23 protein-coding genes and 2 pseudogenes are annotated in these 23,660 nt (G+C 75.3%); 6 read left to right on the plus strand and 19 right to left on the minus strand.

Annotated elements, in window-relative coordinates; genetic code table 11:
- Nucleotides 1–15: 15 nt before the first annotated feature.
- The 5 genes from ACGFNF_RS01475 to ACGFNF_RS01495 form a co-directional block, all read right to left on the minus strand.
- Nucleotides 16–1,236, minus strand: coding sequence for a bifunctional RNase H/acid phosphatase (locus tag ACGFNF_RS01475; RefSeq protein WP_393165024.1), 1,221 nt, complete (start codon nucleotides 1,234–1,236; stop codon nucleotides 16–18).
- Between the two features lie 4 nt (nucleotides 1,237–1,240).
- Nucleotides 1,241–1,978 (minus strand): C4-type zinc ribbon domain-containing protein, encoded by a 738-nt coding sequence (locus ACGFNF_RS01480; protein WP_357580971.1) that lies wholly within the window; start codon nucleotides 1,976–1,978, stop codon nucleotides 1,241–1,243.
- Nucleotides 1,975–2,805: a Nif3-like dinuclear metal center hexameric protein gene (locus tag ACGFNF_RS01485; RefSeq protein WP_357580972.1), complete on the minus strand. Its 831-nt coding sequence runs from the start codon at nucleotides 2,803–2,805 to the stop codon at nucleotides 1,975–1,977. The genes ACGFNF_RS01480 and ACGFNF_RS01485 overlap by 4 nt, the downstream gene beginning before the upstream one ends.
- A 162-nt stretch (nucleotides 2,806–2,967) precedes the next feature.
- Nucleotides 2,968–3,540 (minus strand): flavoprotein, encoded by a 573-nt coding sequence (locus ACGFNF_RS01490; RefSeq protein ID WP_357580956.1) that lies wholly within the window; start codon nucleotides 3,538–3,540, stop codon nucleotides 2,968–2,970.
- 16 nt (nucleotides 3,541–3,556) lie between these two features.
- On the minus strand, nucleotides 3,557–4,786 hold the full coding sequence (locus ACGFNF_RS01495) for a helix-turn-helix domain-containing protein (protein WP_357580957.1): 1,230 nt from the start codon (nucleotides 4,784–4,786) through the stop codon (nucleotides 3,557–3,559).
- 249 nt (nucleotides 4,787–5,035) lie between these two features.
- Between ACGFNF_RS01495 and ACGFNF_RS01500 the strand changes: the two genes are divergently transcribed.
- Together ACGFNF_RS01500 and ACGFNF_RS01505 are read left to right on the plus strand one after the other, a co-directional pair.
- Nucleotides 5,036–5,707: a bifunctional DNA primase/polymerase gene (locus ACGFNF_RS01500; RefSeq protein ID WP_357580958.1), complete on the plus strand. Its 672-nt coding sequence runs from the start codon at nucleotides 5,036–5,038 to the stop codon at nucleotides 5,705–5,707.
- 81 nt (nucleotides 5,708–5,788) lie between these two features.
- Complete coding sequence (locus tag ACGFNF_RS01505; RefSeq protein WP_158619084.1) at nucleotides 5,789–5,947, plus strand: hypothetical protein; 159 nt, start codon at nucleotides 5,789–5,791, stop codon at nucleotides 5,945–5,947.
- Between the two features lie 3 nt (nucleotides 5,948–5,950).
- Here ACGFNF_RS01505 and ACGFNF_RS01510 read toward each other — a convergent pair whose 3' ends face one another.
- From ACGFNF_RS01510 to ACGFNF_RS01530, 5 genes are all read right to left on the minus strand, one after another.
- Nucleotides 5,951–6,673, minus strand: a complete 723-nt coding sequence (locus tag ACGFNF_RS01510; protein ID WP_357580961.1) for an FAD:protein FMN transferase — start codon at nucleotides 6,671–6,673, stop codon at nucleotides 5,951–5,953.
- Between the two features lie 85 nt (nucleotides 6,674–6,758).
- Nucleotides 6,759–7,349, minus strand: coding sequence for an FMN-binding protein (locus tag ACGFNF_RS01515; protein WP_357580959.1), 591 nt, complete (start codon nucleotides 7,347–7,349; stop codon nucleotides 6,759–6,761).
- A 10-nt stretch (nucleotides 7,350–7,359) separates the two neighbouring features.
- Nucleotides 7,360–8,781 (minus strand): ferredoxin reductase family protein, encoded by a 1,422-nt coding sequence (locus ACGFNF_RS01520; protein ID WP_132237266.1) that lies wholly within the window; start codon nucleotides 8,779–8,781, stop codon nucleotides 7,360–7,362.
- Nucleotides 8,778–10,145 (minus strand): DUF1501 domain-containing protein, encoded by a 1,368-nt coding sequence (locus tag ACGFNF_RS01525; RefSeq protein ID WP_357579992.1) that lies wholly within the window; start codon nucleotides 10,143–10,145, stop codon nucleotides 8,778–8,780. Before ACGFNF_RS01525 ends, ACGFNF_RS01520 begins: the two co-directional genes overlap by 4 nt.
- Before the next feature lie 20 nt (nucleotides 10,146–10,165).
- Nucleotides 10,166–12,241: a DUF1800 domain-containing protein gene (locus ACGFNF_RS01530; protein WP_393165028.1), complete on the minus strand. Its 2,076-nt coding sequence runs from the start codon at nucleotides 12,239–12,241 to the stop codon at nucleotides 10,166–10,168.
- 470 nt (nucleotides 12,242–12,711) lie between these two features.
- Here ACGFNF_RS01530 and ACGFNF_RS01535 point away from each other — a divergent pair, with 470 nt between their 5' ends.
- Nucleotides 12,712–12,969 carry a DUF3040 domain-containing protein gene (locus tag ACGFNF_RS01535; RefSeq protein WP_357579994.1) on the plus strand — a complete coding sequence of 86 codons (258 nt, stop codon included), beginning with the start codon at nucleotides 12,712–12,714 and terminating at the stop codon, nucleotides 12,967–12,969.
- A 31-nt stretch (nucleotides 12,970–13,000) separates the two neighbouring features.
- Here ACGFNF_RS01535 and ACGFNF_RS01540 read toward each other — a convergent pair whose 3' ends face one another.
- The 3 genes and pseudogenes from ACGFNF_RS01540 to ACGFNF_RS01550 form a co-directional block, all read right to left on the minus strand.
- Nucleotides 13,001–13,957, minus strand: a complete 957-nt coding sequence (locus ACGFNF_RS01540; protein WP_393165030.1) for an SWIM zinc finger family protein — start codon at nucleotides 13,955–13,957, stop codon at nucleotides 13,001–13,003.
- Nucleotides 13,954–16,434, minus strand: a pseudogene (locus ACGFNF_RS01545) (DEAD/DEAH box helicase); the annotation flags it as partial. The gene ACGFNF_RS01540 and the pseudogene ACGFNF_RS01545, both read right to left, overlap by 4 nt.
- Nucleotides 16,435–16,739: 305 nt before the next feature.
- A pseudogene (locus tag ACGFNF_RS01550) lies at nucleotides 16,740–17,229 on the minus strand (ATP-dependent helicase); the annotation flags it as partial.
- Between the two features lie 172 nt (nucleotides 17,230–17,401).
- Between ACGFNF_RS01550 and ACGFNF_RS01555 the strand changes: the two are divergent.
- Nucleotides 17,402–18,274 (plus strand): carbohydrate kinase family protein, encoded by an 873-nt coding sequence (locus ACGFNF_RS01555; RefSeq protein ID WP_393165032.1) that lies wholly within the window; start codon nucleotides 17,402–17,404, stop codon nucleotides 18,272–18,274.
- 61 nt (nucleotides 18,275–18,335) lie between these two features.
- Here the strand turns inward: ACGFNF_RS01555 and ACGFNF_RS01560 are convergent, their stop codons facing one another.
- Complete coding sequence (locus ACGFNF_RS01560; RefSeq protein WP_393165034.1) at nucleotides 18,336–18,857, minus strand: DinB family protein; 522 nt, start codon at nucleotides 18,855–18,857, stop codon at nucleotides 18,336–18,338.
- A gap of 83 nt (nucleotides 18,858–18,940) precedes the next feature.
- Between ACGFNF_RS01560 and ACGFNF_RS01565 the strand changes: the two genes are divergently transcribed.
- Entirely contained in the window at nucleotides 18,941–19,147 is a 207-nt protein-coding gene (locus tag ACGFNF_RS01565) for a hypothetical protein (protein ID WP_121400365.1), read from the plus strand.
- 9 nt (nucleotides 19,148–19,156) lie between these two features.
- Here the strand turns inward: ACGFNF_RS01565 and ACGFNF_RS01570 are convergent, their stop codons facing one another.
- The 3 genes from ACGFNF_RS01570 to ACGFNF_RS01580 form a co-directional block, all read right to left on the minus strand.
- On the minus strand, nucleotides 19,157–20,302 hold the full coding sequence (locus tag ACGFNF_RS01570) for a polysaccharide pyruvyl transferase family protein (RefSeq protein ID WP_357579999.1): 1,146 nt from the start codon (nucleotides 20,300–20,302) through the stop codon (nucleotides 19,157–19,159).
- A 67-nt stretch (nucleotides 20,303–20,369) separates the two neighbouring features.
- Nucleotides 20,370–20,849: a GNAT family N-acetyltransferase gene (locus ACGFNF_RS01575; RefSeq protein ID WP_393165036.1), complete on the minus strand. Its 480-nt coding sequence runs from the start codon at nucleotides 20,847–20,849 to the stop codon at nucleotides 20,370–20,372.
- 20 nt (nucleotides 20,850–20,869) lie between these two features.
- Nucleotides 20,870–21,448, minus strand: a complete 579-nt coding sequence (locus tag ACGFNF_RS01580; RefSeq protein WP_357580001.1) for a TetR family transcriptional regulator — start codon at nucleotides 21,446–21,448, stop codon at nucleotides 20,870–20,872.
- Between the two features lie 74 nt (nucleotides 21,449–21,522).
- Between ACGFNF_RS01580 and ACGFNF_RS01585 the strand changes: the two genes are divergently transcribed.
- The gene (locus ACGFNF_RS01585; protein WP_357580002.1) at nucleotides 21,523–22,104 is read left to right on the plus strand and encodes a dihydrofolate reductase family protein; all 582 of its coding nucleotides are present in this window, start codon (nucleotides 21,523–21,525) and stop codon (nucleotides 22,102–22,104) included.
- Nucleotides 22,105–22,233: 129 nt separating this feature from the next.
- On the opposite strand, the gene ACGFNF_RS01590 is transcribed toward ACGFNF_RS01585, so the two are convergent.
- A complete protein-coding gene (locus tag ACGFNF_RS01590) occupies nucleotides 22,234–23,031 on the minus strand; it encodes an alpha/beta fold hydrolase (RefSeq protein ID WP_393165039.1) in 798 nt (265 codons plus the stop codon).
- Nucleotides 23,032–23,121: 90 nt separating this feature from the next.
- Nucleotides 23,122–23,592 carry a GNAT family N-acetyltransferase gene (locus ACGFNF_RS01595; protein WP_393165041.1) on the minus strand — a complete coding sequence of 157 codons (471 nt, stop codon included), beginning with the start codon at nucleotides 23,590–23,592 and terminating at the stop codon, nucleotides 23,122–23,124.
- Between the last annotated feature and the right edge of the window lie 68 nt (nucleotides 23,593–23,660).

Below are 23,660 nucleotides of genomic sequence, written 5' to 3' on the forward strand. Positions count from 1 at the left end.
GGCGGCCCGCCCGGCTCAGATCCCGGCGAGGTGCGCGGTGTCGTTGACCGTACGGACGGCCATGCCCCCGTCGGGCCACGTGTCGAGCACCGAGATGCCGGCCGCGTCCAGGAAGAGCCGGTGCAGGAAGCCGTCGCCGGCCGCGAGGGCGTCGCGCAGCACCAGCTTGATCGGCGAGACGTGCGAGACCACCACCACGGTCTCCCCCGGGTACGCCCGGCACAGCCCGTCGACCACGCGGCGGCAGCGCTCGGCGACGTCGACGAACGACTCGCCGCCCGGCGGGGCCACCCGGGTCGAGGCCAGCCAGGCGTCCATCTCGCCCGGCCACTCCTGGCGGACCTCCGCGAAGGTGCGCCCCTCCCAGGCCCCGAAGTCGCACTCGATCAGGTCGTCCTCGCGGCGCACCGGCACGCCGCCGAGCGCCCCGGCGATCGCCTCGGCGGTCGCCGTACACCGGGACAGGGGCGAGCTGACCACGGCCGCGACGGTCGGGGCCAGCGCGGCCACCCGGGCGGCCGTGGCCCGGACCTGGGCCCGGCCGCGCTCGGACAGCGGCACGTCGCCGCGGCCGGAGTAGCGGCGCTGTTCGGTGAAGGCCGTCTCGCCGTGCCGGACGAGGACGAGCCGGGTGGCGGTGAAGCTCGGCCGCGGCTCCCAGGAGGCGGGCGCGGTGGCCGGGTCGGTGCCGGTGCCCGTCGCCGACGCGGCGCGGGCGGCCACCTCGCGGGCCCTCGCGCGGGCCGGTGAGTCGGGAGCGGCGACCTCGCGGGGCGGCTCCACGACGCGCGGCGGCGCGACGGCGGCCTTAGCCGGCGCCTTGCCGGCGGCGGCGTCCATGGCGGCGTTGGCGAGGGCGTCGGCGTGCCGGTTGCGTTCCCGGGGAATCCAGTGGAACCGCACGGCGGCGAAGCGGTCGACCAGCCCGGCGGCCTGCGCGGCGAGCGGACGCAGCCCGGGGTGCTTGATCTGCCAGCGGCCGCACATCTGCTCGACCACCAGCTTCGAGTCCATCCTGGCCTCGACCTCGGCGGCGCCCAGCTCGGCGGCGGCCTCCAGCCCGGCGATCAGCCCCCGGTACTCGGCGACGTTGTTGGTGGCGACGCCGATCGACTCGCCCCGCTCGGCCAGCACCTCACCGGTGTCCGCGTCGCGGACCACCGCGCCGTAGCCGGCCGGGCCGGGGTTGCCCCGGGATCCGCCGTCGGCCTCGACGACCACCACGCGCGGCGCCACGGGGCTACAGGCCGGACTCGTTGGTGCGGACCATGATCCGTCGGCAGTCCTCGCAGCGGACGACCTCGTCCGGGTCGGTCTTGCGGATCCGGGCCACGTCGGCGCCGGAGAGCGTCAGACGGCAGCCGCCGCACCGGCCGGCGGTCAGCAGCGCCGCGCCGAGCCCGGTGTCCTCGCGGATCTTGTCGTAGAGCTGCACCAGGTCGGCCGGGAGGTCGCCCGCCAGCGGCTGGCGGGCGCCGCGCTTGAACTCCTCCTCCTTGGCGATCTCGGCCAGGCTCTCGTCGCGGCGCCGCTCGGCGTCGTCGCGCTTCTCCCGCACCTCGGCCAACCGCTGCTCGACGCCGTCCAGCACGCCCTGGGCCGTCTCCCGCTGCTCCATCAGCTCCAGCTCGGCGTCCTCCAGGTCGCCCTGGCGGCGGTTGAGCGAGACCAGCTCGTGCTGGAGGGCCTCCAGCTCCCGGGCCGGGCCGGTGCCGGCGGCGAGCCGGGCCTCGTTCTTGGACTTGCGGGCCCGCACCTGGTCGACGTCCTTCTCCATGCGGGCGATGTCCCGGTCCAGGTCGTCGACCGCGACCTGGGCGCGGACCCGCTCGTCCTCCAGCGCGGACAGCTCCCGGGCCAGCGCGTCCAGCTCGGCCCGCTCCGGCAGCGAACGGCGCCGGTGGGCGAGCTGGGCGAGGGAGGTGTCGATCGCCTGGAGGTCGAGCAGGCGGCGCTGGACCTGGGGGTCAGCCTTCACGGTCGGGGCTCCTTGTCGTCCACCGCGGGTGGGGCGGCGTGTACGGTCCACGGGTCGGTGGCCAGGTCGGACACCAGCGTCTCGACACCCGTCGCCTCCCGCAGGAGGACGGCCAGGTCGTCCAGCCACGGTCGTTCCGTCGCCCAGTGGGCGGCGTCGAGCAGGGCCGGGCCGTCGGCGGCCAGGTGCTCGCCGGCCGGGTGGTGGCGCAGGTCGGCGGTGAGGAACGCGTCCACCCCGGCCGCGGTCGCGTCGGCGAGGAAGCCGTCCCCCGCGCCGCCGCTGACCGCGAGGGTACGAACCATACGCCCGGGATCCCCGGCGGCGCGAACTCCCCAGGCGGTGGTGGGCAGCACGGCGGCGGCGTGCCGGGTCAGCTCCGCCAGCGTCATCGGCTCCGGCAGCTCGCCGATCCGGCCGATGCCCCGGCCGTCGCCGTGCGCGGGCGTTCCGGGTGCGGGCCGGTGCAGCGGGCGCAGCCCGGTCAGCCCGAACCGGGCGGCGAGGGCGTCGGAGACCCCCGGGGCGGCCACGTCGGCGTTGGTGTGCGCGACGTACAGCGCCACGTCGGACTTGATCAGCCGGTGCACGATCCGGCCCTTGAAGGTCGTGGGGGCCACCGAGGAGACGCCGCGCAGCAGCAGCGGATGGTGGGCGACGATCATGTCGACGCCGGCGTCGAGCGCCTCGGCGACCGTCTCCGGCACCACGTCGACGACGCAGAGGACCCGGCGCACCGGGGCGCACGGCTCGCCGAGCACAAGCCCGACCCGGTCCCAGTCCTCGGCCCAGGCCGGCGGATAGCGCCGCTCCAGCTCGGCGACCACGTCGGCGACGGTCGGCGGGACTGCGTTGGTGCTCACGGCGGGCCAGCTTACCGGCGCGGACCCCGGCCGGGGCCCTCGCCCACCGACGCGGCGGCGTGTCCCGGGTGTGAGGAAGGGCCCCGTGCGATCGCTACGCGATGGCACGGGGCCCTTCCTCACACGTCAGGCGACGGGGCAGAGCCGGTCGCGTACGGCGGCCAGGCCCAGGGCCCACGGGAAGGCGTGCACGTGCCGCTCGCCGGTGCCCGGCGGGTGCAACGGGAAGACGTCATCGCCGAAGAGCACCGTGACCCCCCACTCCGCGAGCCGGGCGATGCCGGCCCGGAAGGCCGGGTGGGCCGCCATCGCCGCGTTCGTGTACGGCACCGCCACCACCGGCACGCCCAGGCCCTGCGCCTCCACCAGCAGCCCGAGGGCCAGTGTGTCGGTGATCCCGGCCGCCCACTTGTTGACGGTGTTGACCGTCGCCGGGCAGACGATGATCGCGTCGGCCTGCGGCAGCACGTCGAGATCGCCCGGGTTCTTGTAGTGGGTGCGGACCGGATGGCCGGTCTGCCGGGCCAGCGCGGCCCGGTCGACGAACTTGGCGCCGTCCGGCGTGGTGACCACGCAGACGTCCCAACCGTCCTGGTGGGCCAGCTCGACGAGCCGGCCGACGTGGCGGGCCAGCGGCGAACCGCAGGCGATGACGTAGAGCACCTCGCGGCGCTCGCTGCTCGGGTGCGGGCCGGCCATCAGGCCGCCACCGCGCTCATACCCCTACTCCCATGTGCTCAGCCAACTCCGCAATCGGAGAAGGCGGCGCACCACGTGTGCGACGCAGGATGTCCGACATCACCTCGTGGGCGATCGGCCGGCAGCGGATCTCCGACGGGGCGAGGCGGTCGCCGCGCAGCAGCATCTCGCCGGCGTTGGCCACGTCGCCGATCTGGGCGAAGCCCCGGGCGATGTCGAGCAGGTGGTGGGCCCGGCGTTCCGGCAGCAGTGCGCCGAAGGCCGGCTCCTGGATGCGCTGCTGGTGCACCTCGACCGCCCGGCCCCCGTCGCCGAGCTCGACCGCCGCCGCCGCCCGGTGCAGCTCCACGTTGGTCGGCCCGAACGAGGTCCAGTAGTGGTTGTGGTCGCCGCCCAGCAGGACGGCGGCCTCCTGGGCCCCGTTGATCAGGTCGCCGACCGTGGCGGAGTCGCCGATCCGCGCGGCGGCCATCGCCCCCTGGAGCAGCAGCATCCCGTAGACCGAGAGCAGGGCCGGGTCGGCGGCGTTGCCGCAGCCGGGGGCGAGCCGGTTGGCGATGGTGACGTTGAGTTCGAGCGCGGGCCGGGGCCGGCCCATCGCCACCAGCGCGTTGCAGACCCGGGTGGTGGCGATGCCGGCCAGCAGCGGGTCGTCGGCGCGCTGGGCCACCGCCATCGAGCGGTCGGCGGCCAGCCAGGCCAGGTCGCACTCGCCCAGCTTGCGCAGCACCGACGAGGCGATCTGGTAGACCTGCCCGAGCAGGTGGGCCGCCTCGACGGCCTGGTCGCCGCCGTGACCGGCGTCGGCGGCCTGGGCGTCGCGCAGCAGCTTCGGCAGCGCCCGGGTGAGCATCCCGTAGCGGCCGTACTGGTAGGTGAGCCAGGCGTGGTTGACGGCCTTGCGCATGTCGGCCAGGGGCGGCGGGCACGGCGCGGCGTCGAAGTACGCGCTCATCGAGTCGTACCGCTCCAGGGCCGCCCGGATCTCCTGCACCTCCACCTGGTCGATGCAGTTCAGCGCGTCCGTACGCCGCTCCGGGTCCTTGCCGAGCAGCAGCTGCACGTCGACCTGGAGGATGTCGGCGATCTCGTAGAGGACGGAGAACTTGTCCAGCCGGCGCACCCCGCGCTCGACCTTGTCCACCCAGCTCTTCGACTTGCCCAGCCGGTCGGCGAAGACCTGCTGCGACATCTTGCGCCGCCCCCGCCAGTAGGCCACCCGCCGCCCGATGGGCAACTCGTCCATCCACCCGTTCCTTCCCCTGCGCCTGCTCGAGCGGGCGTGCCGGCCGGTCCTGCCGGGTGCGGCGATCGATCCGTACGTCTCAGGTTTTCGCTGGTCGCACAGCGTGTGCGTCAGCCGTACAGCCAGTTCTCGTAGTTTTCGTGCAAGTTGCACGAGCCGTTCGTCAGCTCAACGATCGCGGGTTACGGCAGTGACGGTGCTCGACATGCGACCTGGGCACCGGCCGGGTCCGGCGAGGGGAGATGGCACATGTGGGGGAATGTCGCGCCGCGCGTCGTTCAACTGTCCCCGTTGGAACGGGTGCGGCTGCGCCGGGTGGCCGTGCGGTACGCCCTGCACGGCTGGGACGTCACCCCCGGCGCCTGCCTCGCCCGCAGCCGCTTCGTCTGCGGGCGGGCCGGCTGCCCGACGGTCGGCTGCCACCCGGCCCTGGAGAACTGGGAGCAGGCGGCGAGCGCCGACCCGGCCCGGGTCGCGACGTGGTGGCGCACCCGGCCGCACGGGGTGCTGCTGCCCACCGGGCGGGCGTTCGACGTGCTGGAGGTCCCCACGCACCTCGGCCGGCACGTGCTGGACGCGGTCCGGACGCACCCGGCCGGCGCCGGCGTACGCGGGCCGGTGCTGGTGACCCCGACCGGCCGTTGGATGTTCCTGGTCCGCCCCGGCGACCCGCTCCGCCCCGAGCTGGACCACTGCTTCCACGTGGTCCGGCACGGTCCCGGCTCCTGGATCCCGGCCCCACCGACCCGGCTGCCGGAGGGCACCGTCCGGTGGGCGGTCGCGCCCGAACAGGCCCGCTGGCAACTGCCCGACTCCTACCTGGTGCAGAACGCGCTGATCGAGGCCCTGCGGGCCACCGGCGTCAGGGTCACCTCCGACCTGCTCCCCGGGCACCTGCCGCTGCCGCGCCGGGGCATGTGACGGCGGCACGGCAGCGACGCCGGAGGGCCGGCGCTCGTTGAGCACGGCGACGGCGCACCCGCGCCGGGAGCGGGGGGTTAGATGTCCACCGACGACACCGCGCGCCAGCCGGACGGCGCGGAGCCGCCGCCCCGGCACCGGCCGCGCCGCCGCTGGCCGGTCACCCGTCCCGTCGGCTCCCGCCCGGGCCGCCCCCGCCCCCTCGGCTCCCGCCCCGCCACCACCCGCCCCTTCCGCTGACCCTCAGCCGGCCAGGGGCAGGGCGGTGGAGTGCAGGAGGCGGACGTCGTCGGTGACGACCGCGTGCTGGTGCCCGGGCAGGCCGTCCAGCCAGCCGATGCCGGCCGGGCCCATCGCGACGGCAGCGGTGGCGTACGCGTCGGCCAGCCCCAGGTCCGGCCCGACCACGGTGACCGAGCGCAGCCCCCGGGCCGGCACGCCCCGGCGCGGGTCGAGCACGTGGTGGCCGCGCTCGTAGACGCCGGACGTGGCCACGGCCAGGTCGGTGCCGGTGAGCACGAGGCAGGTGGACATCGCGTCCCACGGGTGGCGGACGCCGATCCGCCACGGTCGCCCGGTCGAGGAGTGGCCGCGTACCCGCACGTCGCCGCCGGCGTTCAGGCAGTGGTTCGCCGCCCCGGCGGCGAGCAGCCGGTCCGAGGCGACCTGCACCGACCAGCCCTTGACGTAGCCGGACGGGTCGAGCCGCCCGGTGGCGTACGCGTCGAAGAAGCCGTCGGTGGCCTTCCACAGGTCGGCGCAGCGCGCCAGCACGTCCCGCAGGTCGGCGCCGGCCCCGGAGAGCGGCAGCTCGCCCCGGTCGACGCGGCACACCTCGCTGTCGGCCCGGTACGTGCTGAACCGGGCGTCCACGTCGCGCAGCCAGGCGAACACGTCCTCCGCCAGCCCGGCCAGCTCGGCGGCGGGCAGGTCGTCGGCGAGGTCGAGGCTGATCGCGGTGCCCATGACCTGCTCGACCCGGCGCAGCCCCGGCCTGGTCGCCGGCGGAGACGCGCCCGACTCGCGCCGCCCCGCCGCCGGCACCGGCACGTCACCTCGCCCGGTCGATCGCGGCCTGCAACGACTGCTTGTACGAGGTGCTGGTGGCGGTCGCCCCGGAGACGGTGTCCACGTCGGCGCTCTGCCGCTGCACCACCAGCCCGGAGCTGCCGCTGTAGCGGCCGTCGACCTGCTCGCTGCGCTGGTCGGACTGGGCGGTCTCCTCGGGCAGCTCCAGGGCCACCACGTCGACGATCCGCGTCCCGGAGAGGGTGATCTGCACCTGCACGTTGCCGTACTCGTTCTCCACCACCGGCCCCGTGACGGTGCGGGTCGTCGGCGCGGGCGGCGGCTTCGTGGTGGTGCGCGGCGCGGACGGTGCCCGGCTGGTGGCGCTGGGCCGGCTCGCCGGCGCCCGGGTGGCGGTGCGACCGGGCCGGGGGGACGCGCTGGTGCGGGCCGGCGACGGCGGGGCGGAGACCTCCCCGCCGTCCGGGGTCGGACCGGCTGGCGCGGGGGTCACCGGTGGGGGCGCCGCCGGCAGGTCCTGGGCGACCGGGCTGGTGCCAGGCGAGCCCTTCAGCACCACCATGGCGGTGGTGCCGGCCGCCAGGCCGGTGATCGCGAGCAGGGCGCGACGCATGGAAGCCTTCCTACAGCTCGAACGTGGCCAGGTGGATCTGCCGGCGGGGCACGCCGGCCTCGCGGAGCACCCGCAGCGACTGCTCGACCAGGCCGGGCGGCCCGCAGAGGTAGACGTCGCGCCGGGCGAGGTCGGGCACCAACCGGCGCAGCCCGTCCGGGCTCATCACCTGGCGGGGGCCGGGATCGTCGCGGGAGCCGACGACGTACCAGATCGCGGTGTCCCGGGCCTCGGCGAGCCAGTCCAGCTCGCGGTGCAGCAGCACGTCGCCCGGGGTGCGGGCGCGGTAGATCAGCGCGGCGCCGGGCGGCAGCTCCTCCAGCATCGCCCGGATGGGGGTGATCCCGCTGCCGCCGGCGATCAGCAGGGCCCGCTCGCGGGTGCGGTGGGCGGCCGTGAAGGTGCCCGACGGGCCCTCCGCCCAGACCCGGGTGCCCGCTTCGAGGTCGCGCAGGTCGGCGGTGTGCCTGCCGACCACCTTGACGGTGAGCCGCAGCCAGCGGCCGTTGGCGGCGGCCGAGACCGAGAACGGGTGCGCCTGCCACCAGCAGCCCCGGGCGAGGAACCGCCAGCGGAAGAACTGCCCGCCGAGCATCTCCAGGCGCTCCAGCCGGTCGCCGGTCAGGTAGATCGAGATGGTGTCCGGGCTCTCCGCGACCACGTCGGCGACCCGCAGCCGGTGCCGCAGGTTGAACGCCAGCGGCGCGACGACCCGGCCCCAGAGCAGGGCGGCGAGCACCACCACGTACATCGCGATCCAGAAGGTGCGCACCGGGCCGGGCCGGAACAGCTGCGCGCCGTTGCTGAACTGGTGGGCGAAGCCGAGCAGCAGCACCGCGTAGCTCGACAGGTGCAGGGCGTGCCACAGCTCGTAGGGCAGCGCGGTGCGGATCGCCCGGACGCTGGTGAGGCCGACCAGCACCAGGATGCCGGCGGCGGCGAACGCGGAGACCATGTCCTCGTAGTCGCGCAGCAGCACGCCGGCCTCGGTGAGCACCGGGTTGTCCTCCAGGTCGGCGTAGCCGACCAGGATCAGCGACGCGTGCGCGAGCACGGCCACCAGCAGGGTGGCCCCGACGTCGCGGTGCCAGCGGGCGATCCGCTCGCCGCCGGCCCACCGCTCCAGGATCGGCAGGCGGCTCATCATCAGCACCTGCACGAGCAGCAGGTAGCCGGCGACCAGCCCGGTGATCCGGCCGGCGGCGGTCACGGTGGCGGCCGTCGTCCGCAGCGATCCGGGCGGGGTGTCCAGCCACCAGGGCAGCACGCTGGCGAGCAGGCCGACGACGAGCAGCGCGGCCAGCAGCCGCCGGCCGCCGGGTCCGCGTCGCGGCGGCACCAGCGGGCGTACGTCCGCAGCCGGCCGGCCGCCGCGCCGGGACGGGGTCGTCCCGGTGCGGCGGCCGGCGGCGTGGGTGCGCGGGTACGTCACGCGTACAGCTTCATCGGGCGGTACTTCTGCCGGGGGAAGATCTTGTCCACCTCCGCGTTGGTGAGCCCGAAGCGGCCCTGCGCGACGGCCCCGTAGACGTTGAACATGTTGTTGTACTCGGGCACGTCGCCGGAGTCCAGGTCGGCCAGCCCGTTCCAGGTGCCCAGCAGCGAGCCGGCGAGCTTGCGGCCGGAGAGCACGGTGACCACCCCGCCGTGGCCGTGGTCGGTGCCGCCGCCGTTGGAGGCGACCCGCCGGCCGAACTCGCTGGAGACCATGATGGTCACGTCGGCGGACTTCTCCCCCAGGTCGGTGAAGAACGCCGCCATGGCGCTGGCCAGCTCGTTGAGCCGCCGGTGCAGCTGACCGCCGTCGCGGGTGCCCTGGTTCTCGTGGGTGTCGTAGCCGCCCATCCCGACGGTGGCGACCCGGACGTTCGCCCCGCCCTTGATGAGCTGGGCGAGCTGCTGGAACGCGTTGCCGACGCCCTTGTACTCGACGCCCTCGGCCGCCTGGTACGGCTTCGCGGCGAGGCGCTGCGCGGTGGCCAGCGCGCCGAGGCCGTCCTGCACGGCGTCCTGCACCGGGTGGTTGATCCCGGTGAAGAGCCCCTTGATCGCCTTCTCGGTCGCGGCCCGGTACCGGTCGTCGCCGTTGAGCCGCAGCGAGCCGACGTTGTTGAGGGAGAGCGCGCCGTTGTTGCCGACCAGCGAGCGGGGCAGGGTGCTGCCGATGCCGACGCTGCGGAACGCGGTGCCCGTGCCGAGCGCGTCGACCAGGCTGTCCAGCCAGCCCCGGCCGCCGGTCTCGCCGGGCAGGCCGCCGAGGTTGCAGGCGTCCGCGGCCTGGAAGTGGCTGCGCGAGAGCCGCTCGTCGGAGACCGCCGGGACGAAGCCGAGGTTGCCGCTCTTCAGCCACTTCTCCAGCGGCTTGAACGCGCTGGTCAGCTTGAAGCCGCGGCCCACGGCCAGGGAGTCGTCGCCGAGCAGCAGGTCGGGGCGGGCCTTGGCGAGCACCGGGTCGTCCGCCGGGGCCACCAGGCTCAGCCCGTCCAGCCCGCCGTAGAGGAAGACGTGGATCAGGGTGCCGGTCTTGGTGGCGGCGAACGAGGCCGAGGTGGTGACGAACTGGGCGGTCGCGAGGGCGGTGGCGGTGGCCGCGGCGCCGGCCACGAACGTCCGCCGGGTCACGCCCCGACCGTCCTGCTGGGCCTCCTCGAGGTCCTCCAGCCGCCGGTAGCGGTCGGCCTCGGCGGCGTTCTCGGCGGCGACGATGTCGGCCTCCGCCCGCAGCAGCGCCTCGGCCGGGTCGTTGGCCAGCCGCCGCAGGTCGGGGCATTCGGGGTGCAGGGGGAACGTGTGCACAGTCTTCTCCATCGGGTGCCTCACCGGAGGTGGTGCTGGGGGGAAGCGAGGATCGCCCGCGCTACGGCGGTGACGGCCCCGTCGAACGTGGCGTCGACCTTGTCGCCGGCAGCCACGCCGGCCACGCCGAGGATCAGGGACCGTTCCCTGGCGCTCAGCTTCTGACCCACCAGCCGCAGGGCCAGCGCGTCCACGTACGCCCCGGCGGTGGCCGGTGGCCGGGCCACCAGCTTCTCCGGCGGCGTGTAGGTGAAGACGGTGCGTCGGCCGGCGAGCAGCTCGCCCGCCTCGTTCCAGCCGTGGACCATGGTGCCGGCGGAGGTCCAGGCCACATAGACGTCCGGGTAGCCGTCGGGGGTGGGCTGGCCCATCGGGTACTGGCCCAGCTCGCGCATCCTGTCGTGGATCTGCCGCAGCCCCCGGGCGTACGGGGTGCGCTTGTTGTCGCCGTTGTCGTGCTTCGGCGACGCCTCCGGGGACACCCCCAGGGCCCGGTACGTGGCGACCAGGTACTCCATCGGCCGGCGCACCTTCTGGCCCACCGCCGCCCAGAACTCCGAGGAGCTGAACAGCGTCATCAGCACCGGCTTGATCATGCCCTTGTTCAGGCTGTACGACTTCGCCAGCCGCTCCACGAGGGACTTCGGCGGGGTGTCCGAGACGAACCGGGTGGCCAGGCTCTGCGCCACGTACTTAGCGGTGGACGGGTGCAGCGCGATGTACGTGATGTACGCGTCGATGGCCGCCTCGGCCTTCTTCGGGTCCTTCGAGGCGTTCGCGTGGGTGAAGCCGAGCACCTTCACCTTGCCGACGTAGTGCCGCTCGGGGCGGAACACGTACTTCCCGTCGTTGACGCCCCGGCCGGTCTGGAGCAGGGCCGCCTGCCGGACGTCCTTCTCGGTGTAGCCGCCGTCGACGCCGACCGAGTACAGCTCCAGGTTCTCGCGGGCCAGGTTCTCGTTGACCGCGTCGGCGCGGGAGTCGTTCTGGTTGAGGTAGAGCAGCAGCGCCGGGTGCCGGTTCGCGGCGAGCAGCATCTCGGGGTAGCTGCCGAGGGCGTGCGCCCGCACGACGTCCCGGTCGAAGGACGCGCGGTAGACCTCGCCCCCGTCGAAGTCCGCGGCGACGTGCAGGAAGTCGTTCCAGAAGTCGACCATGACCTCGAACAGCTGCCGCTGCGACCAGATCTGCCGGGCGATGGTGGCGTCCACCATCTCCTTCTCCGGCTGCGCGCCACGCTCGTTGAGCTGCTCGCGCTGCTCGCGCAGCTGCGCGGTGCCCAGCTTCAGCGTCGGCAGGTCGGCGAGCTTCAGCTCGGCCTTCGTCGGGGCGATCTTGTCGGGGTCGAGCTGCCAGCGCAGCCAGCCGTCGATGCCCCGCTCCCTGATGTCGGCGAGGACCTGCCCGGTGGCGCCGAAGGTGGCCCGCCGGGCCAGGTGCAGGATCGGGTCCTTGGCGAGCACCGTCTTGACGGTCACCTTGGTCTCCGCGGCGGCGGCGGCCGGCCCGGAGAAGGTCCGGCCGCCGGCCGGCGCGTTCTTCTTCAGCGCCTCGCCGGCCCGGGAGCCCATGTAGCTCTCGTTCTGCTCGGTGTAGGTGCGCACCGTGCTCGGCTGCTGGCCGCTCGGCCGGGCGGGGGTGCCGTCGGTGACCGTGGTGCCGGTGGCGTCGCCGGCCACCGCCTCGTCGCCGAGGAGGCTGCGGATCTGCGGGGTCATCGCCAGGGCGGCGCCACCGGCGACCACGGCCGCGGTGCCGCCGAGGGCCACGAGGGCCTTGCGCCGGCCGACCTTGGGGCCCGGCTCGTCGCCGTCGTCCAGGTTGGGCAGTCCCGGGCCGGCCGACGGAGCGGCGGCCTGCCGCGCGAAGCCCTCCGGGCCGACCCACTGTGGTCCGCGCGCGGCCGGGTGCCCGGCGTGCGCGTACTGGCCCTGCGTGTCTCCGGGGTGTGCGCCCTGGTGCGGGGCGCGCGCGTCGTGGCCGTGGGGGGTGGGGGCGTAGGTGTCGCGGTGACCGTCGCCGGCGGCGGGGTACTGACGCCCGTCCCATCCGCGATCGTCCCGCGGTCGCCGTGGTGGCACATTCTGGTCGGCCATGTACCAATCCGTTTCTGCTGCGCCGCGACGACTGGCACCGGGCACGGGGGCAGGTGCGGCGACTGGTGCCTGAGGGGGTTGTCACCGGAAGGTAATCAAGCGTTCAGGTGCCTTCAAGCAGCACCGGAAGCCCCCAGGACGGCACTTAAGGCGCCGCTCAGCGCGGGTCGGCGACACCGGAACCCGGCGCGGTCCGGCACGGACCTCGCGAGCAGGGCGTACGCGGCACGGCACGGGCCGGATCCGGCCATCGCGGCCGACCCGGCGCGGGAGGCCCCTTTCATCGCCACAGGCAAATTTAAGGTTCGGCTAAGCCTGCGCTGAGGCGCTCCCCCGCGCACCCGGAGAGCCGGGGCGCGGCCGGACGGGCGTGGGCCGGGCGGGGCGGCAAAGTAGCAGCAGGACGGGAGCGTGAGCCGCCGCCGCAGCGGGTATGCCGCCGAACCGCTGAACACGTGAGGGGAAGGCACATGCTCAGCAAAGAGGATCAGCGCAGGTTCGAGCAGATCACCCGTCAGCTCCGGGAGAGCGATCCGGCGTTCTTCGCCCGGCTCGACAACCGGGCCCGGGCCCGTCGCGGCCGGTGGCTGATGCTGTTGACGATCGTGCTGTGGGCCTCGCTGCCGGCGATGACCGTGCTGGCCGGGCGACTGGCCGGGGCCGTCTGCGCGGTGGTCCTGGTGGCCAACGCCGCATTCATGTGGCGGTTCCGCCGCCGCTGGCTGTGACCCGGGGCCGCGTACCGTTCCGCCGGCGCTCTCACCCGCCGAGGAGCCGGTACGCCCGCCGCAGCCGCTCCAGGAGACCGGGCCCGCCGATGGCGGGGGCCGGCGCGCCGAGCTGCCGCAGCAGCAGGTCCGGTCCGGTCGACAGGCTGGGTGGCCGGTCGGGCAACGGGACCGGCGGCAGCCAGAACCGGTCGACCGCCTCGGCCAGCGGCGCCGGCGGCAGGCCGGCGAGCGCCCGCGACGCCCCGACGGGCGGGACGGCCACGGCGTCCCGCCCGGCACCCGGTACACCGCCGTTCCGCGTGGACTCCGCCGTCGGCGCCACCGCACCGCCCAGCGTGGACGGTGCGGCCGGCTGGTCGTCGGCGTCGGCCCGCAGGACGCGCAGCCGGTCGAGCAGCTGCGTCCGGCTCCGGCCCCGCCAGTGCAGCAACTGGAACGGGTCGGCGTCGAACGCCTCCGCGAGCAGGTAGAACGTGGCCGCGAGATGCTTGCAGGGAACGGCGAAGTCGGGGCAGCTGCACCGCTGACGCAGCTCCGCCACGCCGGCGGGGAAGAGCGGGGCACCGGCGGCCCCGAACAGCTCCTCCAGTTCCGGGGGCAGGTCGCCGGCGAGCAGCCGGGCGCTGAAGAACGCCTGGGCGGCCAGCTCCGCCTCCACGCGGGCCCAGATCGCCTCCGGGAACGGCGGCAGCGCGATGCTCACCTCGTACGGCTGCGCGCGGGAGCCCTGCACGACGGCGCCGACGGTGCCCGGGGCGACCTCCAGGCGGACCACCTGTCCGGCCCGCGCGTACGAGCGGCCACGGGTCAGCCGGGTGCCGAGGGCGAACGACTCCAGCACCTCCAGGAAGCGTTGGGACCACCAGGACCGGCCGATGGCCCCCCGGGTGCTGCGGGCCCGCAGCCCGCCGTCGACCCGGCGCGGCCGGCCGTAGTCGGCGAACCGGCCGTTGGCGCCGCCGTCGCCCTGCGCCTGCCCGCTCACTCCACCACCGCCCCGGCCTCCAGGGTGAACAGCTCGCGCAGCTGCGTCGTGGACAGCTCGGTGACCCACTGCTCGCCGGTGCCGACGACCGAGGCGGCGAGGCTGCGCTTGTCGGCGATCAGCGCCGCCACCTTCTCCTCCACCGTGCCGGCGCAGACGAACTTGCGGACCTGCACCCGGCGCCGCTGGCCGATGCGGAACGCCCGGTCGGTGGCCTGGTCCTCGACGGCGGGGTTCCACCACCGGTCGACGTGCACCACGTGGTTGGCCTCGGTGAGGGTGAGCCCGGTGCCGCCGGCCTTGAGCGACAGCACGAAGATCGCCGGTCCCCCCGGGGACTGGAACCGGGTCACCATGGCGTCCCGGTCGGCCTTGCCGACGCCGCCGTGCAGGAAGAGCACCTCCCGGCCGAAGCGGGCCGACAGGTGCCCGCGCAGCATGCCGCCGAACTCGGCGTACTGGGTGAAGAGCAGGGCCCGCTCCCCCGCCGCGAGGACCTCGTCCAGGATCTCCTCCAGGCGGGCCAGCTTTCCGGAGCGGCCGGGCAGCGCCGAGCCGTCGCGCAGCAGTTGCGCGGGGTGGTTGCAGACCTGCTTGAGCCGGGTCATGGCGGCGAGCACCAGCCCGCGGCGCTCGATGCCGTCGCTGGACTCGATCCGCGCCATCATGTCGTCGACGATCGCCCGGTAGAGCGAGGCCTGCTCGGCGGTGAGGTTGCAGAGCACCTCCATCTCCAGCTTCTCCGGCAGGTCGGAGATGATCGAGGAGTCGGTCTTGAGCCGGCGCAGCACGAACGGGCCGGTGATCCGGCGCAGCCGCTCGGCCGTCTCGGCGTCGCCGTGCCGCTCGATCGGCTCGGCGTACTTCTTGCGGAAGGTGGCCGCCGGCCCGAGCAGGCCGGGGTTGGCGAACTGCATGATCGACCAGAGGTCCGCCAGCCGGTTCTCCACGGGCGTGCCGGTGACGGCGATCCGGTGCCGGGCGGGCAGCGCGCGGACCGCCTCGGCCTGCCGGGTGGCGGCGTTCTTGATGGCCTGGGCCTCGTCGACCACCACCCGCCGCCAGTCGATCCCGGCCAGCTCGACCGCGTCGCGGGCCGCGACGGAATAGGTGGTGAGGACCAGGTCCGCGTCGTGCACAGCCGCGCCGAACGCCTCGCCCCGCGCCCGCTCCGCGCCGTGGTGCACGTGTACGCGCAGCCCCGGCGTGAACCGCGCCGCCTCGCGCTGCCAGTTGCCCACCAGCGACATCGGGCAGACCAGCAGGGTCGGGCCGGCGTCCGGCGGGTCCCCGGCGAGCAGGGCGAGCAGCTGCACCGTCTTGCCCAGCCCCATGTCGTCGGCGAGCACCGCGCCGAGCCCCAGCGACTGGAGGAACGCCAGCCAGGCCAGCCCCCGCCGCTGGTACGGCCGCAGCGTGCCGTGGAACCCCGGCGGCGGGTCCAGCGGGGCGAGCCGGCGCTCCACCGCCCCGGCGAGCAGGTCGCCCAGCGCGCCGTCGGCGCTGACCTCCAGCACCGGCAGCGCGTCCGGCTGCTCGGCGTCGGTCAGGCCGAGCCGGAGCAGGTCGGCGACGGTCAGCTCGCCGGAGGACCGGAGCAGCCGCAGGCCGGCGGCGAGCCGCTTCGGGTCCAGTTCCACCCACTGCCCGCGCAGCCGCACCAGCGGGGTCTTCAGCGCGGCCAGTGACGCCAGTTCCTCGGCCGTGAGCGGCTGGTCGCCGAGGGACACCTCCCAGCGGTAGTCGACGAGGGCGTTCAGCCCGACGCCCCCGACGGTGGCGGCGACGGTGCCCGGGGCGGTCCGGCTGCGGGCCTGCAACCGGGCGCCGAGCCGGGACGACGGGCGCCGCCACCAGGACGGCAGCAGCACGGCGAACCCGGCGGCGTGCAGCACCGGCGCGCCCTCGCGGAGGAACCGGTGCGCCCCCTCGACGTCCAGCTCCAAAGCCTCCGGCGTGGCCGTACGCAGGGCGTCGTCCAGCTCGGGCCAGAGCCGGCTGGCGCGCCCCAGCTCGGCGAGCAGGGTCTCCTGCGGGTCGTCGCCGCGACCGGCCAGCCCGGCGACGCTGGCCGGCGCCCGCCAGACCTGCCCGGCGTCCACGTGCAGGCTCGGCTCGTCCGCCGCCTGGAGCCCGAACTCGATGCGCCACCGCCCGGCCGGCCGCGCCGTCGCCGCCGGGTCGGCGGGCACCACGACCACCGCCTCGGTGAGCTCCTCGGCCGGCGGCTCGACCAGGCGGAAGCTGGCCCGCACCGCCCCGCCGGCCGCGTCGCGCTGCCAGGCGTCCAGTTCGGCGCGGAGGGTGTCCAGCGCGGCCGGGTCGGCGGCGAACTCCCGCACCGGCCCGGTGAGCGCGGCCAGCCAGGCCGGCACGGCGCCGTTCGGGCGTACGCCCCGGGCCAGCGCGGTCTCGGCCAGGGCCGCCCGGACGGCGGCGTCGGTGAGCGCGTCGAGCGCGTCGGCGACCAGCGCGCCCGGCGCGTCGACGGCGGCCGGAGCGGGCCGGTGGCGCCCGGCGGGCGGGCCGGGTCGCGCGCGCCGAGCGGCGACCGGCCCGGACGGGGTGTCCGCCCCGGCGGCGGCACCGGGGTCGCCCGGCGCGTCCGGCCCGGTGGCGGCGCGGGCGGCCGGGGGCAGGGCCAGCGCCAGCGCCCGGGCCCAGGCGGCGTCCGTGCCGGTCAGCAGCGGTCGCCAGACCGCCCGGGCGCCGGCCTCCGCCCGCTCCCCGCCCGCGCGGGCCCGGCCCGGAGCCGGAGTAGCCGCGCAGCCGCCGCTGGCCGCCCGGGAGCGAGCCGCCGGGGGCGCCTCGGCGAGGCCGGGCAGGACCCGGCCCCGGGCTGCCAGGTCGACCGCGAATTCGGCCAGTTCGGCGAGGTGGCGCAGGGTCGCGCCCGGCACGGCGGCCACCGCGTCGACGCCGCGCAGCAAGGCCAGGGCGGCGTCGGGGGCGTACCAGAGGACGGGCACCCGCCAGCCGGCGAGGGTGACTGGCCCCCGGACCGTCCCGGCGACGTCGGCGCGGACGAGTTCCGGGGAGTCCAGCGGTGCGCCGGCCCGGGTGGGGAGGGTGAGCAGGGCGGTGCCGAGGTGGGCCGGCTCGGCCGCCGCGGCCAGCGCGGCGACGAGCGCGGCCTGCTCGGCGGCGAACGGGTGCGGCCGTTCCCGGGGCGCCCGGCCCGGGCGGCGCGGCGCGTGGGCCGGCAGCGCGCTGTCCTCGGCCCAGACGGCGAGCCCCACGCCGGACCGCCAGACCCCGTGGACGACCAGCACGCGTCCCCCTCCTCGCGACGACCCCGGCGAGGATATCGGTCCGGGCCGACGGCCCCGGCCAGCACACCGCCGGCCGTCATAACGAGCGGGCGGCAGGCGGCCCGGGCCCCGTGGCCGCCGGGCGGCGGGCGGCGGGCGGCGGGCGGCGGGCGGCGGGGATAGGGTCGGGCGCGTGTACGACCTCCTCGTGATCGGCGGTCTCGGCGTCGACGTGCGGGTGCGGGTGCCCGCGATCCCGCTGCCGGCCGCCGACTCCGTCACCGTCGACCCGATCGAGCTGCGGATCGGCAACACCGGCGCCGGGGTGGCGCTCGCCGCGCACGCGCTCGGGCTCCGGGTGGCGGTGGTCGACGTCATCGGTGTCGACCCGGCCGGCGACGTGGTCCGCGCCGCGCTGGCCCGCACCGGCGTGCACGCGGTGCTGGGCGACGCCCCGGCCGGCACCCGGCGGTCGGTGAACATGGTCGACCCGGCCGGCCGGCGGATGTCGCTCTACGACCCGCGCCCCTGGCACGGGCCGGCCCCGTTCCCGGCGGCCGAGGTGACCGCGCTGGTCCGGCAGGCGGCCCACGTACACCTGTCGATCATGGATTGGACGCTTCCCCTGCTGCCCGCCCTGCGCGCGGGGCTGGCCGACGGGGCAGTCCTCTCCACCGACCTGCACGACTGGGACGGCGCGAACGCCTACCACCGGCCCTTCGCCGAGGTGGCCGACCTGGTCTTCGTCAGCGGGGTCCGGCTGGGCGCGGGGGCCGGCGCGCTCGCCGCCGCGCTGGTGCCCCGCACGGTGCTGGCGACCCGGGGAGCGGACGGCGCCGAGCTGCACACCGGCGGGGGCGCACCGACGGCGGTGCCCGCCGCCGCGCCGCCCGCACCGGTCGTCGACACCAACGGCGCGGGGGACGCCTTCGCGGCGGGCGTGATCGCCGCCCGGCTGCGCGGCGCGGCGCTGACCGACGCGGCGGCGTACGCGGCCCGGGTCGCCGCGGCGGCCTGCACCCACGACGGCATGGAGTATCCGTCCGACCTGCTGCCGCGTCGCTGAGCCCGCCGTGCGTCGGCGCGCGGCGCGCCCGGGTCAGGGTCGCCGCGCCGGCCGACGGCGGTCAGAGCGCGCCGGTGGCGCCGTCGGTCAGCTCGCGGAGGATGTCGGCGTGCCCGACGTGCCGGGCGGTCTCCTCGATCATGTGCACGAGGATCCAGCGCAGCGAGACCTCACCGAGCTGCGGGTGCGGTACGACGTGGTCGAGGTCGAACCGGCCGGCGACCTCCCGGGACCGGGCGCACGCCTGCTCGTACGCGGCGGTGAGCCGTTCGACGGTGTCGTCGTCGGTGAGCGCGAAGCTCGCCGCCGCGTCCTCCTCCGAGGTGAGGTAGACGTCGCCCGGGCCGGGGGCGAGCAGGCACGGGAACCAGTTCCGCTCCACAAGCGTCAGGTGTCTGACGAGGCCGGCGACGGTGGTGGCCGAGGGCACCAGCCGGCGGGCCGCGTCGGCGTCGGAGAGCCCGCGCACCTTGCGCAGCAGCACGCCCCGGTGGAAGTCGAGGAACGATTCGAGCACGGCCCGCTCGTCGCCGGTGCGCGCCAGCACCGGGCCGAGCGTGGGATCGATCGCCATCTCCGCCATCCACCGACCCTAGTGCCGGGCCGCCCCGGCCCGCTGCCCCGCTATCCGCTGCGGGGTCACCCGGGGCGGGGCAGGATGGGCGCATGGCATCAACGGCAGAGATCCCCCTGGTCGGTGGCGTGGCCGACGGCGAGACCGTCACCGTGGAGCTGGACCCGAACGGCCGCCCGCCGCTGACCCATCACCACCTCGGCGCGAAGGGGCTGGCCGAGGCGGAGATCTACGAGCTGGAGTCCGTGGACGCCGACGCCGACCGGTGGTGCTACCGCTGGCGGGGGCCGGCGGTCTGAGCCGGCGGGTCAGACCGCCGGGGCCAGGGTGCGAGCGCGCAGGCTGTCCAACACGGCGCGGGTGACCTGGGAGGTTCCCCGGGCCTCGTCGCACACCTCGGCCACCCGTCGGGCGGTGGCCTCGGCCCGCTGCTCCCGCTCGTCCCAGAGCCGGTCGACCTCGGCCAGCAGTGGGCCCTCGACCTCCCGCTCCACGCCGCGCAGCGCCGGCACCCCGAGCCGCTGGGCGAGGTCGAAGACCTTGCCGGCGTACGGCAGCGGCAGGAACGGCGTGCCCGCCATCGCGGCGAAGATCAGGAAGTGCAGCCGCATGCCCACGGCCAGGTCGAAGTGGCGCATCAGCCCGAGCACCTGCTGGGGCGAGTAGGTGCCGTGCAGGATCCGGCCCCGCTCGGCGGCGACCATGTGCGACAGCACGCCGTGCGAGTGCCGGATGTCGTCGCGCTCCATCGGGACGAAGAGCACGTAGGCGTCGATCCGGTGCACCAGGAAGTCGCCGATCTGGGCGAGCAGCCGGTGGTAGCCGTCGACGTCGAGGCGCTCGGCGGCCCGGCCCGGTTCCCGCACGCTCATCCCGACCAGCCGCTTGCCCGCCGGCACCCCCTCCTCGCGGAGCAGCTCCGCCGGGAAGTCCTCGGGCTCGATCAGGAACGCGGGATCGGCGGTGACGGTGATCGGGTTGAGCAGCCCCGCCTCCTCCAGCACCATCCGGGACTCCTGGTCCCGTACGGTCACCTGGGTGGCGCTGGCCAGGGTCTCCCGCACCATGCCGGTGTCCACGTCCTCGCTGAGCGGCCCGACCCCCACCGCGTACGTCAGCAGCGGCAGGCCCCGCTCCTGGGCGACCCGGACCACCCGTAGGTAGCGGCGGGCCTCCCGGTCGTAGAGGATGCCGCCGCCGCCGAGGATCAGCACGTCGAGCTGGGCCAGCACGAGCGCCGAGTCCGTCCGGCTGACCCCCTCCCAGGGCACCGCCTCCACGTCGGGATGGGCGATGCGGGTGTGCTCGGGGTTGCGGGAGAAGACGATGATCCGCCCGTTCGGCTCCTGCTCGCGCAGGTCGGTCAGGAGACCGCTGAGGATCGCCTCGTCACCGAGGTTGCGACCGCCGTACGAGCCGAGCACACCGATGGTCAGTCCGCCACCATGCCTCATCCGTCGCTCCTCCCCAGGTGCGTCCGAGGCGGGGTTCCCGTTGCGCCGGGGAACACTCCTGACGGGCTCAGCCGGCCGGGGAGATCCGCTTCGTCATCTGCTGGGCGGCCACCCGGTAGCCGAGGTCGTGGTAGAGGCGGATCGCCCCGGTGTTGGAGCCGAAGACGTTCAGCCCCAGCTCGGGCACCCCGAGGACGGCGAGTTCCGCCTCGACGAGCTGGATCATCCGCCGCCCGTACCCCTGTCTGCGGTGTCCGGGATGCACCTCGACGCTGTTGAGCCACGCGGTGTGGGGCCCGGCGGGGCCGCCGGGGAGGCCGACCCAGATCCACCCCACCTCGACGTCGCCCACCCGGGCCGTGCGGAGCAGGGTGCCGGCGCTGTCGACGCCGTCGGGGAGCTGTTCGCGCAGCTGGGTGGTGGCCCGCTCCAGGGCCGCGGCCGGCGCCAGGCCGCGGTCGGTGACCATCGCCTCGGCGTACGAGCGCACGAGCGGCTCCCGCACCCGCGCGAACTCCTCGGCCGTCATCGGCACCAGTTCCACCACGCCGCCTCCCTCTGCCGGAGTCACCGGTCGACACCGCCGACCAGCCGGGACACGAACGCCACGACCACGTCGTCGGGGTCGAATCCCGCCTCGATGGACGTGCCGAGCAGATCGAGCAGCAGCCCGTCCACGGCGTAGTGCAGCAGAGCGACCTCGAACGCGCCACCCGGTAATCCGGCGGCGAGGTGGAACGCGACGTCGTCGCGGTAGCCGCGCCGCAGGGTGTCGCCGAGGATCCGGGCCAGGTCGGGGCGGCGGGCCGCCTCCAGCCGCAGCTCGATCAGCGCCCGGGTGAGGTCGGGCTGCCGCGTGGTCCGCTCGACGATGTAGCGCAGGTAGTCCGTGAACAGCTCCAGGGACGGCTCGCGGGCGCCCAGTTCGGCCAGGACCCGCTCGTCGGGGGCGAACCGCTCCATGATCCGCTCGCCGAGCGCGCCGAGCAGGGCGTCCCGGGAGCGGAAGTAGTTGGACGCGGTCCCCGTCGGCACGCCCGCCTCGGCGTCGACCGCCCGGTGGGTGAGGCCGCGTGCCCCGGTCGCCGCCAGCACCCGCAGCCCCGCGTCGGCCAGGGCCGCCCGTCGTTCCACGTTTCTCGCCACGGGGAACACCGTAGCAACAACCACTACGCGTGTAGTAACTTCATCCACGACACCAGTAGTGATTGGGGATCGGTTTGCGCAAACTCGTGTACTACGTCGCCAGCACCCTCGACGGCTTCATCGCCGCCCCCGACGGGTCGTACGACTTCTTCCCGCTGGAGCCCGACCTGGCCGCCCACCTCGCGGCCAACTGGTCCCAGACCCTCCCGACGTTCGCCCACCCGCAGTTCGGCATCGACGAGCCGACGGGCCGCTTCGACGCGGTGGTGATGGGTCGGGCCACCTACGACCCGGCGCTGAAGATGGGCGTCACCAGCCCGTACGCGCACCTGAAGCAGTACGTCTTCTCCCGCACCCTGCCGCCGGCCACCGAGCCGGAGGTGGAGATCGTCTCCGCGGATCCGGTGGACTTCGTCCGGGAGCTGAAGCGCCGACCCGGCCGCGACATCTGGCTCTGCGGGGGCGCCCAACTCGCCGGCCAGCTCCTGCCCGAGGTCGACGAGCTGATCATCAAGCTCAACCCGTACGTGGTCGGCAGCGGCATCCCGCTCGCCGACCGGGGGTTCGACCCGCGCCGGTTCGACCTGGTCGACACCCGCCCGTTCGACAGCGGGGTGGTCATCCTCCACTACGCCCGCCCCGCCGGGGCGGAGTGACCGGGCGGCCCGGAACGCGACCGGCCGGAGGTTCTGGCAGCGCCCGGTCCCGGCGGCGCCCGGTTCCGGCGGCGCCCGGTTCCGACAGCGCCCGGTTCCGGCGGTGCCCGGTTCCGGCGGTGCCCGGCGTCAGCCGGGCGGCGACACCGGGTGGGTGAGGAACGGCAGCACGGCGGCGGGCAGCGCCGGCGAGACGACGATGTCGTAGTGGGTGAGCCCCGGCAGCACGGCGAGCCGGGAGGCTGGGCGGTCGGTGCCGTCCCCGCCGGCGTCCCGGTGGCCTCCGCCGAGCAGCCCGAAGAACTCCACCGCGTGCGCGGCGCTGACCGAGTCGGCGTCGGCGAAGACCAGCAGGGTGGGCACGGCGAGGGCGGCCACCTCGGCCGACCAGTCGTAGTCGCGGCGCAGCAGCTCGCCGGTCTTCGCCCAGAGCCGCGACCAGTCCCCCGGCCGGGGCGCGACGCGGGCGTAGAGCGCGTGCGGCGGAGTGCCCCGCATCCGCTCGCCCGCCTCCTCGTCGGGATCGGGCATGCCCGCCAGCACCTCCGGATACCAGCCCAGCCGCCGGCACGGCGCGGAGACGACGACCAGCCGGCGCACCAGGGCCGGGTGCTGGATCGCGGTACGCAGCGCCACGCCGCCGCCGAGCGAGTAGCCCAGCACGTCGGCCTCGGTCAGGCCGAGGTGCTCGATCAGCGCCGCGACGTCGTCGGCCATCGACTCGTAGCGCAGCGGGCGGTCGACGTCGGCGGTGCGCCCGTGGCCCTGGAGGTCGACTGCGATCACCCGACGACGCGCGGCCAGCGCCGGCAGGATCGGCGCGAACGTCTCCACCGACCCGAAGCCGCCGTGCAACAACAGCAGCGGGCGGCCGGCGCCGTGCTCCTCGTGCCACAGGCGCAGCCCGGCGACCTCCGCGTAGCTCATCGCCCCATCCAACCCCGGCCCGCACGACGTACGCGGCCGATCGGCCGTGCTCTCCCTGCAACGGGACGGGGCGGCCGGGCTGGCCGTGCGCTAGAGCCGCTTGCGCATCTGGATGGCGGTCGCCTCGAAGCCCAGCTGCTCGTAGAGCCTGCGCGCGGGGAGGTTGAAGCCGAAGACGCTCAGGCCGATCGAGACGACTCCCCACTCCCGGCACCGCTGTTCGACGGCCTGGAACATGGCCCGCCCGTGGCCCCTGCGCCGCAGCTCCGGTCGCACCTCGACGTCGTAGCAGAAGGCGTGCGGCCCGTCCGACTTCTGTTCGACGTGCAGCCAGAACATGCCGACCTCGTCGTCACCGTCGTGGACCGTCCAGAGATGGTGCCCCGGCGTGGCCAGACCGTCGGGCAGGAGCTTCGCGTAATCCTCCTGGGCCTTCCGTTCGGCCTCCGGCGCCGGCAGCGCGCCGGCCTCGGCGATGTGCTGCGCGTAGCTCGCCTCCGCCCCCCGCCGATACCGGAGGTACTGCTCGGCGGTCATCGGCTCAAGTCTCAGCGTCGCCACCCCGACACCGTATTTCAGCCGTCCGGACCGGACCGCCCGGGAAGGACAAAGAGGACGATGCGCGGCCG

Source organism: Micromonospora sp. NPDC048868, from assembly GCF_043198195.1.
Taxonomy (GTDB): domain Bacteria; phylum Actinomycetota; class Actinomycetes; order Mycobacteriales; family Micromonosporaceae; genus Micromonospora; species Micromonospora reichwaldensis.

What these genes read in the sequence shown, in the direction of transcription:
- ACGFNF_RS01500 (WP_357580958.1), top strand. Translation starts at nt 5,036, where the DNA reads ATGTGGGGGAATGTCGCGCCGCGCGTCGTTCAACTGTCCCCGTTGGAA.
- ACGFNF_RS01510 (WP_357580961.1), bottom strand. Translation starts at nt 6,673, where the DNA reads ATGGGCACCGCGATCAGCCTCGACCTCGCCGACGACCTGCCCGCCGCC.
- ACGFNF_RS01530 (WP_393165028.1), bottom strand. Translation starts at nt 12,241, where the DNA reads ATGGCCGACCAGAATGTGCCACCACGGCGACCGCGGGACGATCGCGGA.
- ACGFNF_RS01560 (WP_393165034.1), bottom strand. Translation starts at nt 18,857, where the DNA reads ATGGCGGAGATGGCGATCGATCCCACGCTCGGCCCGGTGCTGGCGCGC.
- ACGFNF_RS01570 (WP_357579999.1), bottom strand. Translation starts at nt 20,302, where the DNA reads ATGAGGCATGGTGGCGGACTGACCATCGGTGTGCTCGGCTCGTACGGC.
- ACGFNF_RS01495 (WP_357580957.1), bottom strand. Translation starts at nt 4,786, where the DNA reads ATGGACGAGTTGCCCATCGGGCGGCGGGTGGCCTACTGGCGGGGGCGG.
- ACGFNF_RS01565 (WP_121400365.1), top strand. Translation starts at nt 18,941, where the DNA reads ATGGCATCAACGGCAGAGATCCCCCTGGTCGGTGGCGTGGCCGACGGC.
- ACGFNF_RS01535 (WP_357579994.1), top strand. Translation starts at nt 12,712, where the DNA reads ATGCTCAGCAAAGAGGATCAGCGCAGGTTCGAGCAGATCACCCGTCAG.
- ACGFNF_RS01490 (WP_357580956.1), bottom strand. Translation starts at nt 3,540, where the DNA reads ATGGCCGGCCCGCACCCGAGCAGCGAGCGCCGCGAGGTGCTCTACGTC.
- ACGFNF_RS01505 (WP_158619084.1), top strand. Translation starts at nt 5,789, where the DNA reads ATGTCCACCGACGACACCGCGCGCCAGCCGGACGGCGCGGAGCCGCCG.
- ACGFNF_RS01515 (WP_357580959.1), bottom strand. Translation starts at nt 7,349, where the DNA reads ATGCGTCGCGCCCTGCTCGCGATCACCGGCCTGGCGGCCGGCACCACC.
- ACGFNF_RS01590 (WP_393165039.1), bottom strand. Translation starts at nt 23,031, where the DNA reads ATGAGCTACGCGGAGGTCGCCGGGCTGCGCCTGTGGCACGAGGAGCAC.